Origin of the sequence: Mycobacterium sp. RTGN6 (assembly GCF_033804605.1) — a bacterium.
GTDB lineage: Bacteria > Actinomycetota > Actinomycetes > Mycobacteriales > Mycobacteriaceae > Mycobacterium.
This window is the reverse complement of sequence record NZ_JAPZKZ010000008.1, coordinates 313,877-329,553: the sequence shown is the minus strand read 5'-3', so window position 1 is coordinate 329,553 and position 15,677 is coordinate 313,877. Positions and strand designations below refer to the sequence as shown.

The 15,677-nt window shown below is 66.2% G+C and carries 16 protein-coding genes; 8 read left to right on the top strand and 8 right to left on the bottom strand.

Annotated features, from left to right (window positions below; all coding sequences use genetic code 11):
• Positions 1-53: 53 nt before the first annotated feature.
• Positions 54-1,073, top strand: a complete 1,020-nt coding sequence (locus SLQ33_RS21235; protein ID WP_319455845.1) for an NAD-dependent epimerase/dehydratase family protein — start codon at positions 54-56, stop codon at positions 1,071-1,073.
• Here SLQ33_RS21235 and SLQ33_RS21230 read toward each other — a convergent pair whose 3' ends face one another.
• The 6 genes from SLQ33_RS21230 to SLQ33_RS21205 form a co-directional block, all read right to left on the bottom strand.
• On the bottom strand, positions 1,074-2,255 hold the full coding sequence (locus SLQ33_RS21230) for an acyl-CoA dehydrogenase family protein (RefSeq protein ID WP_319455844.1): 1,182 nt from the start codon (positions 2,253-2,255) through the stop codon (positions 1,074-1,076).
• A 25-nt stretch (positions 2,256-2,280) separates the two neighbouring features.
• Positions 2,281-2,889: a TetR/AcrR family transcriptional regulator gene (locus SLQ33_RS21225; protein ID WP_319455843.1), complete on the bottom strand. Its 609-nt coding sequence runs from the start codon at positions 2,887-2,889 to the stop codon at positions 2,281-2,283.
• Positions 2,890-2,908: 19 nt separating this feature from the next.
• Positions 2,909-4,372, bottom strand: coding sequence for an acyl-CoA reductase (locus SLQ33_RS21220; RefSeq protein ID WP_319455842.1), 1,464 nt, complete (start codon positions 4,370-4,372; stop codon positions 2,909-2,911).
• Entirely contained in the window at positions 4,369-5,790 is a 1,422-nt protein-coding gene (locus SLQ33_RS21215; RefSeq protein ID WP_319455841.1) for a hypothetical protein, read from the bottom strand. The genes SLQ33_RS21220 and SLQ33_RS21215 overlap by 4 nt, the downstream gene beginning before the upstream one ends.
• An 88-nt stretch (positions 5,791-5,878) precedes the next feature.
• Positions 5,879-6,838 (bottom strand): alpha/beta hydrolase, encoded by a 960-nt coding sequence (locus tag SLQ33_RS21210; RefSeq protein ID WP_319455840.1) that lies wholly within the window; start codon positions 6,836-6,838, stop codon positions 5,879-5,881.
• Complete coding sequence (locus tag SLQ33_RS21205; RefSeq protein WP_319455839.1) at positions 6,835-7,893, bottom strand: TIGR03617 family F420-dependent LLM class oxidoreductase; 1,059 nt, start codon at positions 7,891-7,893, stop codon at positions 6,835-6,837. The genes SLQ33_RS21210 and SLQ33_RS21205 overlap by 4 nt, the downstream gene beginning before the upstream one ends.
• 109 nt (positions 7,894-8,002) lie before the next feature.
• On the opposite strand from SLQ33_RS21205, the gene SLQ33_RS21200 reads away from it, so the two are divergent.
• From SLQ33_RS21200 to SLQ33_RS21190, 3 genes are all read left to right on the top strand, one after another.
• Positions 8,003-8,770, top strand: a complete 768-nt coding sequence (locus tag SLQ33_RS21200; RefSeq protein ID WP_319455838.1) for an enoyl-CoA hydratase — start codon at positions 8,003-8,005, stop codon at positions 8,768-8,770.
• The gene (locus SLQ33_RS21195; RefSeq protein ID WP_319455837.1) at positions 8,770-9,588 is read left to right on the top strand and encodes an SDR family oxidoreductase; all 819 of its coding nucleotides are present in this window, start codon (positions 8,770-8,772) and stop codon (positions 9,586-9,588) included. The genes SLQ33_RS21200 and SLQ33_RS21195 overlap by 1 nt, the downstream gene beginning before the upstream one ends.
• A gap of 62 nt (positions 9,589-9,650) precedes the next feature.
• Entirely contained in the window at positions 9,651-10,142 is a 492-nt protein-coding gene (locus SLQ33_RS21190) for a hypothetical protein (protein ID WP_319455836.1), read from the top strand.
• 2 nt (positions 10,143-10,144) lie between these two features.
• On the opposite strand, the gene SLQ33_RS21185 is transcribed toward SLQ33_RS21190, so the two are convergent.
• Positions 10,145-11,089: a DUF808 domain-containing protein gene (locus SLQ33_RS21185; RefSeq protein ID WP_319455835.1), complete on the bottom strand. Its 945-nt coding sequence runs from the start codon at positions 11,087-11,089 to the stop codon at positions 10,145-10,147.
• Between the two features lie 114 nt (positions 11,090-11,203).
• On the opposite strand from SLQ33_RS21185, the gene SLQ33_RS21180 reads away from it, so the two are divergent.
• Positions 11,204-12,094 (top strand): LysR family transcriptional regulator ArgP, encoded by an 891-nt coding sequence (locus tag SLQ33_RS21180; protein WP_319455834.1) that lies wholly within the window; start codon positions 11,204-11,206, stop codon positions 12,092-12,094.
• A gap of 15 nt (positions 12,095-12,109) precedes the next feature.
• On the opposite strand, the gene SLQ33_RS21175 is transcribed toward SLQ33_RS21180, so the two are convergent.
• A complete protein-coding gene (locus SLQ33_RS21175; RefSeq protein ID WP_319455833.1) occupies positions 12,110-12,727 on the bottom strand; it encodes a TetR family transcriptional regulator in 618 nt (205 codons plus the stop codon).
• Between the two features lie 157 nt (positions 12,728-12,884).
• On the opposite strand from SLQ33_RS21175, the gene SLQ33_RS21170 reads away from it, so the two are divergent.
• The 3 genes from SLQ33_RS21170 (at position 12,885) to SLQ33_RS21160 (ending at position 15,677) form a co-directional block, all read left to right on the top strand.
• The gene (locus SLQ33_RS21170; protein ID WP_319455832.1) at positions 12,885-13,964 is read left to right on the top strand and encodes a dihydrodipicolinate reductase; all 1,080 of its coding nucleotides are present in this window, start codon (positions 12,885-12,887) and stop codon (positions 13,962-13,964) included.
• Positions 13,965-14,035: 71 nt separating this feature from the next.
• On the top strand, positions 14,036-15,232 hold the full coding sequence (locus SLQ33_RS21165; protein WP_319455831.1) for an amidohydrolase family protein: 1,197 nt from the start codon (positions 14,036-14,038) through the stop codon (positions 15,230-15,232).
• A gap of 7 nt (positions 15,233-15,239) precedes the next feature.
• Positions 15,240-15,677, top strand: coding sequence for a cupin domain-containing protein (locus SLQ33_RS21160; protein ID WP_319455830.1), 438 nt, complete (start codon positions 15,240-15,242; stop codon positions 15,675-15,677).

Sequence of the window (15,677 nt, the reverse complement as noted above, 5' to 3'; positions counted from 1 at the left end):
TGGCGCTACTGTAAGAACTTCAGTAACTCACCGAGCGGCATCGGGAAGGCGACATGAGCGACGACGACTCGACGACGGTACGCAGAGCGCTCGTCATGGGCGCCAGCGGCAACGTGGGCTCGTGTGTCGTCCGGCAGCTGGTAGCGCGCGGCGATGACGTCCGTGTGCTGCTCCGAAAGTCCAGTTCCACCAGGGGGATCGATGGACTGAACGTCGAGCGCTGCTACGGCGACATCTTCGACGCCGATGCCGTGGCGGCGGCAATGAACGGCCGTGACGTCGTCTACTACTGCGTGGTCGACCCCCGCGCCGAACTGCGCGATCCGGCACCGTTGTTCAAGACCAACGTCGAAGGCCTGCGCGGCGTGCTGGACATCGCGCTGGGCGCCGAGCTCAAGAAGTTCGTCTTCCTCAGCACCATCGGCGCCGTCGCGATCGGTCGCAACGGCGAGCCGGTCGACGAGGACACCCCGTATGACTGGGCAGGCGAGGGCGGCGCGTACATCGAGTCGCGCAGACAGGCCGAAGACCTCGTGTTGTCGTATGCCACCCGCGGGCTGCCCGCGGTGGTCTTGAACGTGTCGAATCCCTATGGACCGCCCGACTGGGAGCCTCGCCAGGGTGCCCTCATCGCGATGGCCGCCACCGGCAAGATGCCGTTGTACCTCAGGGCGGGCTCGGAAGTGGTCGGCATCGATGACGCCGCGAAGGCGTTCCTGTTGGCGGCCGAACATGGGCGTGCGGGCGAGCGGTACATCATCTCGGAGCGCTACATGACGTACCGCGAAATGTTCACGGCTGCTGCCGATGCCGTCGGAGTTAGGCCACCGCGGTTCGGGGTGCCGATGGCGGCCTTCCATGCGCTGGCCCGCGTCGCCGGCGTCGCGAGCGCAGTGACCAATCGCGACTTGGGGGTGAGTCCCATCACCGCGAAGCTGGTCGAGCTGACGGGGCCTGCCGATCACGGCAAGGCCACCAGAGAGCTGGGCTGGCATCCCGCACCCACCGAGGAGTCCATCGGAAGGGCCGCGAAGTTCTACGTCGAGCGCGCCAAGAAGTCCCAGCAGCGATAGTCACTTGGGCGGGGAGTAGTTGGGCTTGCCAAGCCCCAGCACGTGCTGGGCGATCATGTTGCGGAACACGTCGATGGATCCTCCGTAGATGCCGATCAGGGGACCCCAGCGGTACAGGTATTCGGCGGCGCCGTCGACCGCCGCGCCCGCGGCGTCCGTGGGCAACGCCGCGCCGGCGCCGAGCACGTCCATGAGGTCGGGCGCGGTGTCTCGCATCGTCTGGGCGATCGCGACCCGGCCGAACAGGCTCGGGGTGCTCTGCGCGACCTCGATCCGGGCGACCGACCGTCCGAGCCGATATGCGACGGAGTCGTCGTCGATCGGCCGCCGACCGTCGAGTGCGACGTGGGTGGTCGCGGCGGCGACGGCGTCGGCGGTGACGGCCATCGTGGTGCCGAACCCGCTCATGGTCGCGATGTCGGACAATCCGTGCGACTTCGCCTCGCCCGCACCGTGTTCGGCGGCGAGCGGCCCACTGAGCACGGTCCAGCCGTCGTTGACGTCGCCGATTCGGTATCGGTCGGGGATCCGAACGTCGGCGTAGTAGGTGATGTTGGTCCGCTCGCCGTCAACGGTGCGCAAGCCGTGGATCTCCAGGCCCGCCACGTTCGTCGGCACCAGGAACATGGTCAGGTTGCGGTGCTTGCGCCCGGAGGGATCCGTGTTGGTGAGCAGGAAGATGAACTGGCAGTTGTGTGCGCCCGAGGTAAACATCTTCTGGCCGTTGATGATCCAGTCGTCGCCGTCGCGCACCGCGTGGGTCCGGCAGGTGGCGATGTCGGAGCCACCCTCGGGTTCGGTGTAGCCCATGGCGAACCGGACGGCGCCCGCGTAGACGCCGGACAGCACCTCGTGGAGCAGGGCGGGCTGCCCATACCGAAGGACGGCCTTGAGGATCATCATCGTGCCGCCCCACGTTTCGAGCGGTACCCGAGCACGCCGACGTTCGAGATCCCAGATGCGGCGCTGCACGGCGGTGAACCCGCCGTCCGAGGAGCCCTTCGCCTCCCGCTCCAGCCAGCCGGCCGCGCCCATGGCCAGATGAACGTCCTCGATGAAGCCGTCACCGGTCGCGTGTTCGCGACGCAGCACGTCGTCGGTGACGTGCTGATCGAGGAACGTCCGCGCCTGGCGCTGGAACTCCCGATCGTCGGGGGACAGGTCGACTCGTGAGAAGTCCATGGGGCTCCCTAACTGGATGGCGACGTCAAGAAGATCGCCGCCGCTTCGACATCCGCGCCACGGGGGCCGCCCCCTCCGCCTCGGCCCGCACGCCGGTGAGTATCCATCGCACGGCCATCGGAAAGTTCTTCTCGATGCGCGCCGTCTCGGCAGCGGAGGCACGTGACAGCTTCGGCTCGTGCAGTCCGCGAACCTCCATGACGGTGTGATTGATGGTGAGGTTCACCAGCGCACGGCAGCACTCCTCGGCCAGTTTGCGTGGAAAGCCCTCACGCAGAGTCGCATCCACCAGTTCCTTGACGTAGCCCATCACGGCACCGCCGTCGTCGATGGTCATCAGTTCGGTGAGGAAGGGATGTGCCCGCAGCGCGTCCCGCAACGCGAGGCACCACTGCAGGGCCGTGGACTCCCAGTCGCCGTACTCGTGGAACTCGAGCCGAAGCGCCGAGAAGTGTCGTGCCACCAGGGCCCGGATCAACTCGTCCCTGGAGCCCACCTGCTGATAGAGCGTGCGCGTCGAGATCCTGAGTTCGGTGGCGAGCCGCCGCGTAGTCAGCGCCTGTGAGCCCTCCGCGTCGAGTAGGACCAGCGCACGCTCGTAGATCAACTCGACCGGGATCAGCGGCTTGGCCATGACGCCATCGTAGGTCTAGTCATGCCAGGGACAGGTCCGGTGTCAGCCAGAGCGGAAAGACGCGGTCGGCGTCGCATTCCTCGTCGACGATCCACTTGCACATGCGGCGTACCGGCTCCATCGCGTCCTGCGGAATGGTGAAGTTGACGCTCGCTGCGTAGCCGAGCGATGTCAAACGCTGCGCACCGAACAGCGGAAGACGATCGCGCAGTGTGTGTTTGAGCGACTCCGGGTAGATGCCGATGGTCTGGGTGTAGGCCGTCACGGCGTCGGTCACCTTGTCGATGCCGTCGACGGGCACGACGTTGGCGACTCGGCCCGACAGCAGATTCGAGTACGGCACCGCCTCGTCGAGCTGCGACACCACGATGGCACCCTCGCCGTCCTCACCGCCGTAGACGCGGTACCAGTCGTCGGTCAGCCGCGAGCCCTCGATGTGTTCGAGCAGCGTGCGGTCGACCACCTTGGGCTTGGCGCTCAGCGCCTCCGGCAGTCGCAGCATCGACTCGTAGATGAGCTCGCCGAGCCGATTGGCCTTGTCCAGCCCGTCGGGGTCGGTGCCGCTGAGCACGTAGATGACTCGGGCGTTGACGCAGCCCTCCTGGTTTCCCGCGCCGACGTCGCACGCGGCGCGCATCGCGACGTCGCGCAGCGTCTCGTCGCTGTCGAAGGCCTCCGGTCCGATGATCGTCGCACTGCGTTTGGGGTCGAGCGCGATGAGCTCCAAGCCGGGCTGGAGGTAGCCCGTCACGTGCTTGACCGACGCCAAACCGCCCCAGGCCACCACCTTTTCGACGTGCTCCGGTTTGTATAGCTGTTCCTCGACCTGCTCGTCGCCGCCCTTCCAGTAGGCGACCGCGAGGTGGCGGGTGATCGGGTGATCGGGGGCGATGTCGCGCAGCGTGCGGGCGATGGCCATGGCGGTCAGCGGGTCGTTCGAGGGTGCCTTGATGATCGCGTCGCTGCGGGTGAGTGCGGTCCGCAGCACCGTGATGCCTGCGACCAGTCCGCCATTGCCCGCAGGCACGTGCAGGGTGCGGGCGCCGAACGCGCGGACCCGGATCTCCCTGCCGTCGAGCAGTCGGCGCGGAACCCAACCCTCCAGGTAGTCGATCCCGACTTGGGTGTCGGCGAGTTCGCGCATGGCGGCGCGGTCGAACATCATGGGCAGTGCGACGTAGCCGGTGCGCAGGATCGACGCGGGCATGGGGTTGGAGATCAGGCACGCCTCGTACGCCTCCTGGATGTAGGCGTTGCGCTCGAAGGCCAGCGCGTGCCCGAGTTCTTCGAGCACGTCGAGGATTTCGTCGAACGACACCGAATACAGGTCGGCCATGTCCATCGGGCTGCGCAGCGGCAACCGGTGTGCGTGCTTGACCGGATCGGGCGCCTCGAAGCCGTGCTCCAACCGAGTGGCGAAGGGGATCAGATCGTCGGTGATGACCTCGCCGCGCACGAACATCGGGACGGTGAAGGTGCTCACGCCTGGAATTCCTTCAGGAAGTCGATGGCCTCGTTCTGCACCTCGTGCGTTGCCGCACAGGAGATCTTGTCCTCCTCGCCGTCCTTCTTCTCGCTGAACCGCTGGATGGTGTGTTCGAGCGCAAGGCTGGTACGGCCGCACGGACAGGGCGTGTCCCAGTCGATGGTCACCTCGTCGCCGGTGATGACACCACCCCAGTGGCTCTGGTTGACCACGTCGTAGACGGCGAACCGACCGGTCTGCGCGCCCACCCGCGGCAACGGCTCGCTGGTGTCGGGGTCGAGGATGAACGGGATGACCCACGGCTGCAGGTGATACCGACCCTCGCCGCAGGCGAAGTGGACGCCGTTGTGCTCCGAGAACGCATAGCCCTCTTGGATTCTCACGCCACCGTAGAACTCCCTGATGACGTCCATGTAGCCCTCGGGGAGGACCTGGCCCTTGGCGCCGCCGCCTGTCAGGATGGCTGAGTTCAACGCGAACTCAGCGCGCGCGCCTTCTTGCAGTCCGGCAGAGGCGAGGTTGTACATCAGGTTGTAGGTGCTGGTCATGAATACTCGCCGGCCCCGCAGTTCGGTGGTCATCCGCGTGATGAACTCGGGGACCTCAGTCATCTGACGCTGCTGCATCTCGATGAATTCGCCCTTGCGGGCGGCGAGCTTGGGATCGAGCTGCAGGCGGTCCAGCTCGCCCTTGGCCGCGGCGGCGCGCATCTTGTTGGCCAGGAACATCAGATCGGTATCCATCGCCCCGGAATACAAAGGATGGAAGCGACTCTCGTCGCCACCGGTGAATTCCCGCTTCATCCAGGGAACCATCCGCGTCATACCGAAGCGGCCCTCACTGAAGTTCGGCCAAATCACATCGACCACGGGATTGAGCTCATCTTCGGTGGGTTCCTTGCCGAAAGTCTGAAAGACCATGTTCTTCCAGATGTGCATTCCCTCGATGGTGATGGGCACATCCTTGGGGATCACCGAAAAGGTCCCGGTGGTGCCCGATGACGTCACGATCTGCAGCGGAGTCTGGGCCTCCAGCCGGTCGAGCCACCCATCGATCGAGTCGCAGCCTTCGGTGTCGACCTTCGACAAGTCGTACGCAGTGAGCTTGCCCAGCCACCGGGTCATCAGATCCCAACGGTTGTTGTCGATCAACGATGCCGGGTACGCTTTGTACGCGGTGTGCGAAAACATCAGCGGCACAATGTCATCGAACTTGTCCACTGCCGTGATGCCGAGTCGGTCGGCCAGCTTGCGCACCATCTCGATCTGGTCGCGGTGCTCGGCGAACCGCGCGATCATCGCCTCGCGCTGCAACTCCTCCAATTCCGCTCGCGGCACGCTGTGCATTGCCGTGATCGACTCGCCGAAGTAAGTGAGCGGACTGTCCATGAAGGTCCGGACTGATTGCGTCGTCATGAAGCTACTCCCGGTGGTCGAACGAACCTTAAAACATCGTCGATGTTTTAAACTACACAGCGATGCTGATACGACGCAAGGTCCGCGGTCATCGGGTGGTGGATCTGCAGTGAGTGCTCAACCACTGATCGATCGCGGCGAACGTCTGGTGTGCATTGCGATGCAGGTTGAGCATGTGGCCGGCGTCGGGCACGACCATGAACGCGAAGTTGGATCCGACGCCGTCTGCGACGCGCAGGACAGTGCCGTGAGCGTCGGCGTCGCCGAGGGCGGCGTCGATCATGAGGGCGTCATGTTGGCCGACGATCCCGAGTGTCGGCGTCGAGATCGTCCGAATGAGCGGACCCGCAAGGGCAGCGTCGCCAAGCTCGGTCTTGGTAGCGGGGCTCTTCGTGAGGTTGTCGAACGCCATGATTTCCAGGTCCGCCCCGGGCTTCCAGTATCGCAACTCGTCCACTCCCAAGCCGTCGCGGGCAACGAGGTAGTCGGCGTCGAGCAGGCCCACCAAATGCGGCATGCCCTCCAGTGCGGAGGTGAACGCAAAGTCGAACAGGTCCTCGCCCATCTCGGTCGTGCCGTCGACAGGCAGATATCCAGAGAGCACGACGGCGTCGGCGACCCCAGCAGTAGCGGCGGCGGTACCGCAGATGACCGACCCGAGGGAATGCCCCACAATGACCACTCGGGCGAACCGCGGAATCGTGCTGTCGCTTGAGTTCCGAACCGAATCGACGACTCGCGCAAGGGCGTGAGCCTGCGCCACGACCGAGACTTCGCGGCCCGGCGGGCGCGAGCTGAACCCACATCCGACTCGGTCCACGTTGAGGGTGGCGATACGCCGATCGGCCGCCCACGAGACGTAGGAATACCGATCGGACTCGACCGGCCAGTCCCAGTAGCGATGGTCAAGGCCGGCGCCGTGAACGAGCACATGCAACTCGTCGCACGGACCGTCCGGCACGGTCAGCCAGGCTGACGTATGCCACATGGGCCAGGACGCGTCGTGATCGGTTTCGGTGGCGAAGCAGAGGTGACGCCGATCGATCATCTGCTCTGTACCGCGGTTTCACCGGTGCGCAGCGGTGGCGCGGGAATTCGGTGCACGGCGGCGATCAAGTCCGCAAGATCCTGTCCGCTCGGCGAGAAGCCGGGGAAGTAACAGCACACATCAGACGCATAGGCGCCGTAGCGTTCCCGGATCTGCTCCGCGCATTCCGCGGGCGTGCCGACGACGCCATAGGCGCGCACCATCGGCTCGGTGATGAGGGCGCGCATGTCGGCGTAGCGCCCTTGCTTGGACAGTGTGTTGAGTTCCTGCTGAAGGTCCTCCCACCCCTCCACTTCCAGAACTGGACGGTAAGCGGGCGTGGACCCGTAGAAGGAGATCAGGAACGCCACCCGGTCGATCGCGACGCTGAGCTCGGCTTCGGTCCCGCCGACCGCGGTCATGGCTTGCGCAACGATCTGAAACTCGTCGAGCGTCCGCCCCGATGTGGACAACCCCGCGGTGATGGCCGGCACTGTCCGCTCGGCGAAGTGCCGCGTGCTGTTGAACGGCATCACGAGCAGACCGTCGGCTACCTCGGCGGCCTTGCGGGTCATCACCGGGCCGAGTGCGCCCATCAACACCGGTGGCGGACCGTACGCGTTGGGTCCGGGGTTGAAGTTGGGCGGCATCAGCGTGTGCGTGAAGAATTCGCCGCGAAAGTTCAGTGCTTCCTTGCCTTCCCAGGCCGCGAAGATGGCCCTGACGGCCGCCACCGACTCGGCCGTCCGGGCGGCCGGCTTCCCCCACTGACTGCCGTAGCGCTTCTCGATGTGCGGCCGGATCTGCGAACCGAGACCCAGCCGAAACTTGCCGCCGCTCAGGGTTTGCAGATCGTAGGCGGCGTGCGCGAGGTGCAATGGACTGCGTGGTCCTGCGATCGCTACGTTGGTCATCAACTCCAGGCCGGTTTCCGCAGCAGCGGCCAGCAGCAGCGGGAAGAACACGTCGTGCTGGCCTTCGAACGAGAACGCACCATCGGCACCCGACGCGGCGATCTCCCGCGCGCTGGCGACCGCCTTCTCCGGAGAGCCGTCGACCTGGAGATGTACCTTCATCGAGATCCTCTGTTTCGCAGGTGGAGTCGTAAGCCGCCCTTGTGATGATGCGACACGGCTGGTAAGAAATCAACGTGGTTTTAATCGGCGGGCGCAGCGGGCGATGCCGATGACCCATCTGCGCGTCAGTGACCACGACGGCGTTCGGGTGCTGACGATCGACCGGCCGGAATCGAAGAACGCGATGCACGGTGCGCTGCGCAGCGAGCTCTGCGAGGGGTTCGCCGCCGCCGATCGCGACGATGCCGTGCGGGTGGTGGTGCTGACCGCCGTCGACCCGGTGTTCAGCGCGGGCGTCGACTTCAAGAACCTCGAGCGCGGTCCAGGGGAGTCGGGAACCTCGTTCGACCTCACGCCCGCCGCGGCTGTCCGCGCGATGGGCAAGCCCGTCATCTGCGCCGTCAACGGCGCATGTGTGTCCGGCGCGCTGGAAGTCGCGCTGAGCTGCACCTTCATCGTCGCGTCCGAACGGGCCCGATTCGCCGACACCCACGCCATGCTTGGCGTGCTGCCGACGTGGGGATTGACGGCCTTGCTGCCACGCGCCGTCGGAATCCGGGCGGCTCGGCAGATGTCGATCACGGGCGCGTTCGTGGACGCCACCGAGGCGTTGCGGCTTGGTCTCGTCAATCGCGTTGTCCCGCACGACGAGCTGCTGCCGTTCGCCTTGCAGCTCGCGGCTCGGGTACCGGCGGGTCCGACTGTCGGCGAGCTGCTCGGGCTCTACGAGCGCGGCCAGGACCTCACCGTGGCCGGCGCGCTGGCCGCCGAGACCGCCGCCAGCGTCGGCCGCACCTACGACCTCGAGGCGTTCACCGCGGCGGGTAGCAGGGCTGCCGCGCGCCAGCGCGAGCCGACGACGGAAGGACACGCTTGATGACGGACCGATTCGTGGGCCGCCGAGCCATCGTCACCGGGGCCAGTCGTGGCATCGGCGCTGGCATCGCCGAGCGACTGGCCGCCGAGGGGGCCGACGTGGTGCTCGTTGCGCGCACGTTGGGGGCAGGCGACCAGCCGGGCAGCCTGCTCCACACCCAGGCGGCGTGCCAGACGTACGGCACCAGGGTCGAGACGGTCGTGGCGGACCTCGCCGACGAGAGCTCCCGCGCCGGCGTCGTCCCACGCGCGGTCGAACTCCTCGACGGCGACGTCGACATCCTGGTCAACAACGCCGTTGCGGCCATCGCACAACCCATCACCGAAGTCACCGCCCAGCAGCAGCGGATCGCCTTCGAGTGCAACGTGATTGCTCCGCTGGAGCTTGCACAGGCCGTCATCCCCGGCATGCGCCGCCGCGGCGCGGGCTGGATCGTCAACCTGACCAGTGCGGGAGCTCGGACACACGTTGGCCCGCCGTTCTACCTCGGCCCGCAGGGTTCGACCATGGAGCTCTACGGGGCGACCAAGGCCGCGCTCAATCGGATCACCAGCGGGCTCGCCGGTGACCTGCACGGCTCGGGCATCCGCGTCAACGCGGTCGGTCCCCGCATCGCGGTGATGAGTGAGGGCTTCGCCGACCTCATCGGTGACCAGCTGCCTGCCGAACTCTTCGAATCCGTCGAGGAGATCGTCGAAGCAGTCGTCTCGTTCTGTGACTGCGGAGTGGACGTCACCGGCCAGATCGCGTCGAGCCTCGACCTGATCGCGGATCGGGAGTTGACCGTCTACGGCCTCGACGGGCTCGTTCGAAACTAGTCCGCCGAGTTACGGCCGCGTCGCTCGCGTAATCCGCGCTGACGTGGTCTGGTTGAAGTCTGATGTCCTGGTCAGCGACCCTTCGCGCATGCGCCGCCGCGGCGGCGTGCTCGGCGCTGCTCGCCGTCGCAGTGCCTACGGTCACCGCCGCACCGGCCACCGACGAACAGGGCTACGTCGACTCCACGGCCCGATGCACGACGCCGAATGTCGCCGTCGCCTACGGCAGCACGGCGACGTCCCGGGTGGCGATCTGCAAGACCCCGGGCGGTCAGTACGAGTACCGCGGCGTGCGGATCAGCGACGGGGCCAAGCTGATCGTGTCGGCCACGCGGTCGGATGAGGGTGCGTACGCCGCCGAGAACGACGGAATCGACTACACGGTGACGGCGAAGACCTTCGTCGTCAGCGCGGGCACGCGCGTCATCCGTGACGAGACATGGGTCGACTTCCACGGGCCCGCATCGTCCCAAGCCCCTGCCGCGCCCGCGACTTCGTCGGCGCCGTCGACGCCGTTGCCGCCACCCTTACCGGCGGAAGAGGGTGGCGGCTAGCGCTAATGCGCCGCGGCCTTCTTCTTTCCGAAGGGCAGCACGTGCACGACCGCCACGACGACGGCGCCGACGACCAAGCCGATGACCGCCGATGCGGCGGTATTGACCAACCAAGCCAGTAGACCGCCGACGGCCTCGACCGCGTGGCTCACGTACTCCTCGCCGTGGTGGACCAGGCTGTAGGGCAGGTGCCAGCCGAGGTCGTCGGTCCCAACCAGCAGAATGTGGCCGCCGACCCAGAGCATCGCCACCGTGCCGATCGCCGACAGTGCCGCGAGCACCTTGGGCATCGCTCCGACCAGTCCACGCCCGAACCTCTGGGCGAACCGCGACGAGCGCTGCGCGAGACTCAGCCCGACGTCGTCCATCTTGACGATGATGGCGACGACGCCGTACACCGCAGCGGTGATGACGAGCGCGACGACCACGAGGATGATGAGCCGCGGCCAGAACGACTGGTCGGCAACCTCGTTGAGCGCGATCACCATGATCTCGGCCGACAGGATGAAGTCGGTTCGGATCGCGCCGGCCGTCATCTGCTTCTCGGCGTCCTCGCCTTCGGTTGCGGTCGGAGCGGCGTGCGCATCGTGGCCGCGTATCCGACCCCACACCTTCTCCGCGCCCTCATAACAGAGGTAGGTGGCGCCGATCATCAGGATCGGTGTCAGCAGCCACGGCACGAACTGGCTGAGCAGCAACGCGCCCGGCAGGATGAAGAGCAGCTTGTTGCGCAGCGAGCCGACGGCGATCCGCTTGATCATCGGCAACTCGCGGTCGGCGGTGATGCCGTGTACGTACTGCGGTGTCACCGCGGTGTCGTCGATGACGACGCCTGCCGCCTTGGCCGTAGCCCGACCGGCGGCCGCGCCGATGTCGTCCACCGAGGCCGCCGCCAACCGAGCCAGCGCCGCAACGTCGTCGAGAAGACCGAACAGCCCCGCACTCATCGCGTCCCCGCCATGGCACTGAACGTTACCTGGATGGCATCGTGTCCGACGAGTGGCCGCTGGCCTTGCCATTAGCGATACTGGTGACCGACCGGGATCATTAGCATCGTTGACATGCCACGCGAATACGAGCCGCGCCTGGGGGCGGACCAACTCGCCGCCTTCGCCGCGGTGATCGAACACGGCAGCTTCGACGCGGCGGCCGCGCGGCTGCACGTCACCCCATCGGCGATCAGCCAGCGCATCAAGGCCCTCGAGCAGCGAGTCGGCCAGGTGCTCGTCGTCCGCGAAAAGCCCTGTCAGCCAACGGCAGCCGGTGTTCCGTTGCTGCGGCTGGCCGCGCAGACGGCGCTGCTGGAGTCGGAGGCGCTGGCCGAGACGAGCGGTGACACGGCGGGCGCGCGCACGCGGATTGCGATCGCGGTCAACGCCGATTCCATGTCGACCTGGTTCACCGCGGTGCTCGGACGGCTGCCTGACGTCGTGTTCGACGTCCGAATCGAGGACCAGGACCATTCGGCGCGGTTGTTGCGCGAGGGCACCGTGATGGGGGCGGTGACCACCGAACGCACGCCGGTGCCCGGCTGCCGGGTACAGGCGTTGGGCGTGATGCGCTACGTCCCGGTGGCCAGCCCGGCCTTCGCCGAACATCACTTCACCGATGGGTTCACCGCGAAGACGGTGGCCGCCGCATCCTCGTTGGCGTGGAACCGTGACGACGCGCTTCAGGACAACTTGGTGCGCAAGGCATTTCGGCGTGACGTGCTGCGGTCCGTGCACTACGTCCCGACGGCTGAGGGCTTCCGGGCGGCCGTGCGGGCAGGGCTGGGCTGGGGCATGTATCCGGAACAACTGGCGGCGCCCGCGGAGACCGACGGTTCGTTCGCCCGGATCTCCAACGCGTATCTCGACGTACCGCTGTACTGGCAGTGCTGGAAGCTCGACAGCCCGCTGGTGCGATCGGTCACCGACGCAGTGGCCGCCTCCGCCGCAATTCTGCGCTGAGTCGCACCCGTCGCCTTAGCGACGTGAGACGTCGTCGATGCCGGAGTAAAGGGGCCGCACGCGTTTCATCCCGTCGTCGACGAGTGACGTGATGTAGCTGTCGATGCCTACCGCGAGCACAGCGCGGAGCGCGGCACGGAGCACCCCGACGGTCGCGTATGCCGCCGTTCGCACTTCGAAGTTCTCCGACGTGCAACCAGCACGCCTTGCGATGTCCACCGCGAGGTCGTGCTCGATGGCCAGGAGCACGTGCATCGCCGCCGTCGCTGCCTCCCGGTCCTGCTGGACGAGCGAGACGGCCTCGACACCTGCCTCGATGTCGACGCGGACGGCCTCGGCGAGCGCGTGCATGGCCTCGGCCACGACGTCGACCAACTCGGGGGCCTGTGAGCTGGCGAGGGCGTCGTTGAGCACGTCACGCCACACCTGCCAGCTGTTGGCGAGCACGTCGGCCTTCGAGGGGAAGTAGCGGAAGAAGGTGCGCTCGGTGACCCCCGCCTCCTCGGCGATCGCCGCAGCGGTCGTCGCGGTGTACCCGTGCACCCGGAACCGACGGTTGGCCACCTCAAGCAGTCGCTGACGGGTCCGGTCGCTCTTGCGCCCGGCCCCGCCTTCAGCTGCCTCGACCGCCATCGGTCACCTCTTTCAGACACTTGTCAGGATTGTCGAGACGTGACAATACCCGGTCGACGTCTTCCTCGTATCCCATCGACTTCGGATATTTTGTCATCTACTGTCATTCTTCGACAGTCCACCCGAGCCTGTCGGCTCATACGAAGCGAGGAGCGACATGACCGATGAAAAGCTCACCACCGGCGAGCACCCGACCAACACCTACCGCGTGGTCCAGTGGTCGGCGGGCCGGATGGGCAAGAAGTCCATCCGCGGCGTCGTCGACCATCCCGACCTAGAGCTGGTGGGGCTCTACGTCTACTCCGAGGAGAAGGAGGGCGTGGATGCCGGCGTGCTGGCGGGCACCGAGCCACTCGGCATCGCGGCCACCCGTGACATCGAGGACGTGGTGGCGCTCGCACCCGACTGCGTGCTCTACATGCAGGAGGGCTTCGACCTCGACGACCTGACCCGACTCCTGGGCTCCGGGATCAACGTCATCACTACTCGCAATGAGTTCTTCTATGGCGCCGCGATGGACCCGGATATCCGGTCGCGCATCGAGGAGGCCTGCCAGCTTGGGGGCACGTCGATCCATGCGACGGGCAGCAGTCCCGGCTACAGCACCAACACGATGCCGCTGACTCTCGTCAACCCCATGCGACGGCTTGACGAGCTCATTATCGATGAATACGCGGACATTCCGGCTTCGGTGGGCCCGGCGATGATCAAACGGATGGGCTTCGGTACTCCGGTCAATAGCACCGTGATCGACCCCGCGAGGCTCGCGCCGCGCGTCATCGGCTATCAGCAGTCGATCGTCGCCTTGGCTGACGCGATCGGGCTCCCGCTCGATGGCTTCGAGATCCGCGGCGACATCGCCCGCGCGACCGAGGCGTACACGCTCTCCGACGGATGGGTCATCGAAGAGGGGACGATGGGCGCACAGCGCCTCACCGTCGCGGGCATGCGCAATGGCAAGCCGTTCATCTCCTTCCGATCGCACTGGTTCTGCACGCACCAACTTGAACCGCACTGGGGCATCGACGGCGAAGGGTGGCTGTTCACCACCAAGGGCGACGCGCCGATGCAGGTCCGCGTGACCTACGGACGGACCGAGGAGGGGTACTCGGAGCACCTCGCCGGCTACACCGCACATCCCGCGGTGAACGCGATCCCCTACGTCGTCGAGGCCCAACCCGGAATCGTCACGATCTTCGATCTGCCGCCCGTCATCCCCAAGCTCCACGACAAATAGTGATTGACAGTGACTGACATTTCTGACACGGTGAAAACCGACAGCCCACGCAACCGGGAATGGAGAGCAATATGACTTTGACCAGCGACGTGGTCGCGACCACTGAGGACATCGCCCTCGGACTCAAGGTCCACGACGTGGATGCCCACGTCCTCGAACCACCAGACCTGTGGACGTCCCGGATGTCGACGAAGTGGGGCGACGACATTCCGCACATCAAGCGGGTCGACGAACGGGACACGTGGTACGGCGGCGACGTCCGGATCGGCTCGGCCGTCGGCGGTCAGGCGCAGGCGGGCTGGCATGCGCCCTACCCCGACGCGCCCTACCGGTACGAAGACGCGCACCCCGCTGCGTGGCACTCGGATGCACGCCTGGCTTGGATGGACGCGAATGGCCTCTACTCCCAGGTGCTCTACCCGAACACCATCGCCTTCCACACCGCCAAGCTGATGACGTTCGATTCGCAGCTGCGCCTGGAGATCTTCCAGGCCTACAACGACTTCATGAGCGACTTCTGCTCAGAGGACCCCAATCGCCTCATCGGACTGGCCAACCTGCCGTGGTGGGACCTCGACCAGAGCGTGGCCGAGCTTGAGCGTTGCGCCGCACTTGGCCACAAGGGACTCAACTTCGGCTGGCAGTTCGAGAAGTTGGGCCTGCCACCGTTGCGCTCCGGGTACTGGGACCCGGTCCTCAAGCGCTGCGAGGAGATGGGCTGGCCGGTGAACTTCCACACGGCCTTCAACGAGTCCTTCGAAGAAGACCAGGGTCTTGCCGCCAGGGCGCAGGGGATGACCACGATCGACCTCACGAAGGGCTCTGCGGAGGCCTTCCTTGCCAACGCCCGCTGCATCTCGGAGCTGATCCTCGGTGGGATCTGTGAGCGCTACCCGACCCTGAAGTTCGTTTCCGTGGAGAGTGGGGTCGGCTACATCCCGTTCCTGCTCGACTCGCTCGACTGGCAGTGGACGAGTCTTGCGACGCGCCAGCAGTATCCGGACAAGCTGCTGCCGTCGGAGTACTTCAAGCGTCAGATCTACGCCACGTTCTGGTTCGATCCGCACGTCGGCTCCGCGGCAGAGCTGTACCCGGACAATCTCATGTTCGAGACGGACTTCCCGCACTCGAGCGGCCTGCATCCCACGCCCGGCTCGTTGGCAAAGGGGCCGCGGGAAACGATCAACGACAACCTGACCGCCCTGCCACGCGACTTGGTGAGCAAGCTGCTCCAAGACAACGCCGCCGCCGTCTACAACATCACCTAGGACTCGGATGCGTTTTCTCATCACCGGAGTCGACGACGAGGGCCGCTCGTGCCTCGTGGCGGACCGAACCCCGACGATCGTGCCCTTCGAATCCGGCGGGATTCAGGTGGAGCTCGCCACGGCAACCGAGTCGTGCCCGCCACCCCCACGGCCACCGGGCCGTGGGGGTCTGGTCCCGATGTCCGGGGAGCCGGGCATCGTCCGGTGGAACTTCATCTCCTTCCCCGCGAACACGAAGACCGCCGTGCACCACACCGACAGCGTGGACTTCAACGTCATTCTGGAGGGGAGCGTGTTCGTGCTCCTGGACGACGGCCCGCACCGGCTCGACAAGGGCGACGCAATCGTGGTGAACGGGGTCGACCACGGCTGGCAGACCGCAGCGTCTGGCTGCCGAATGAGCACGGTCATCGTCACCACACCTCCGCTTGAGGCCTCTGGGTGA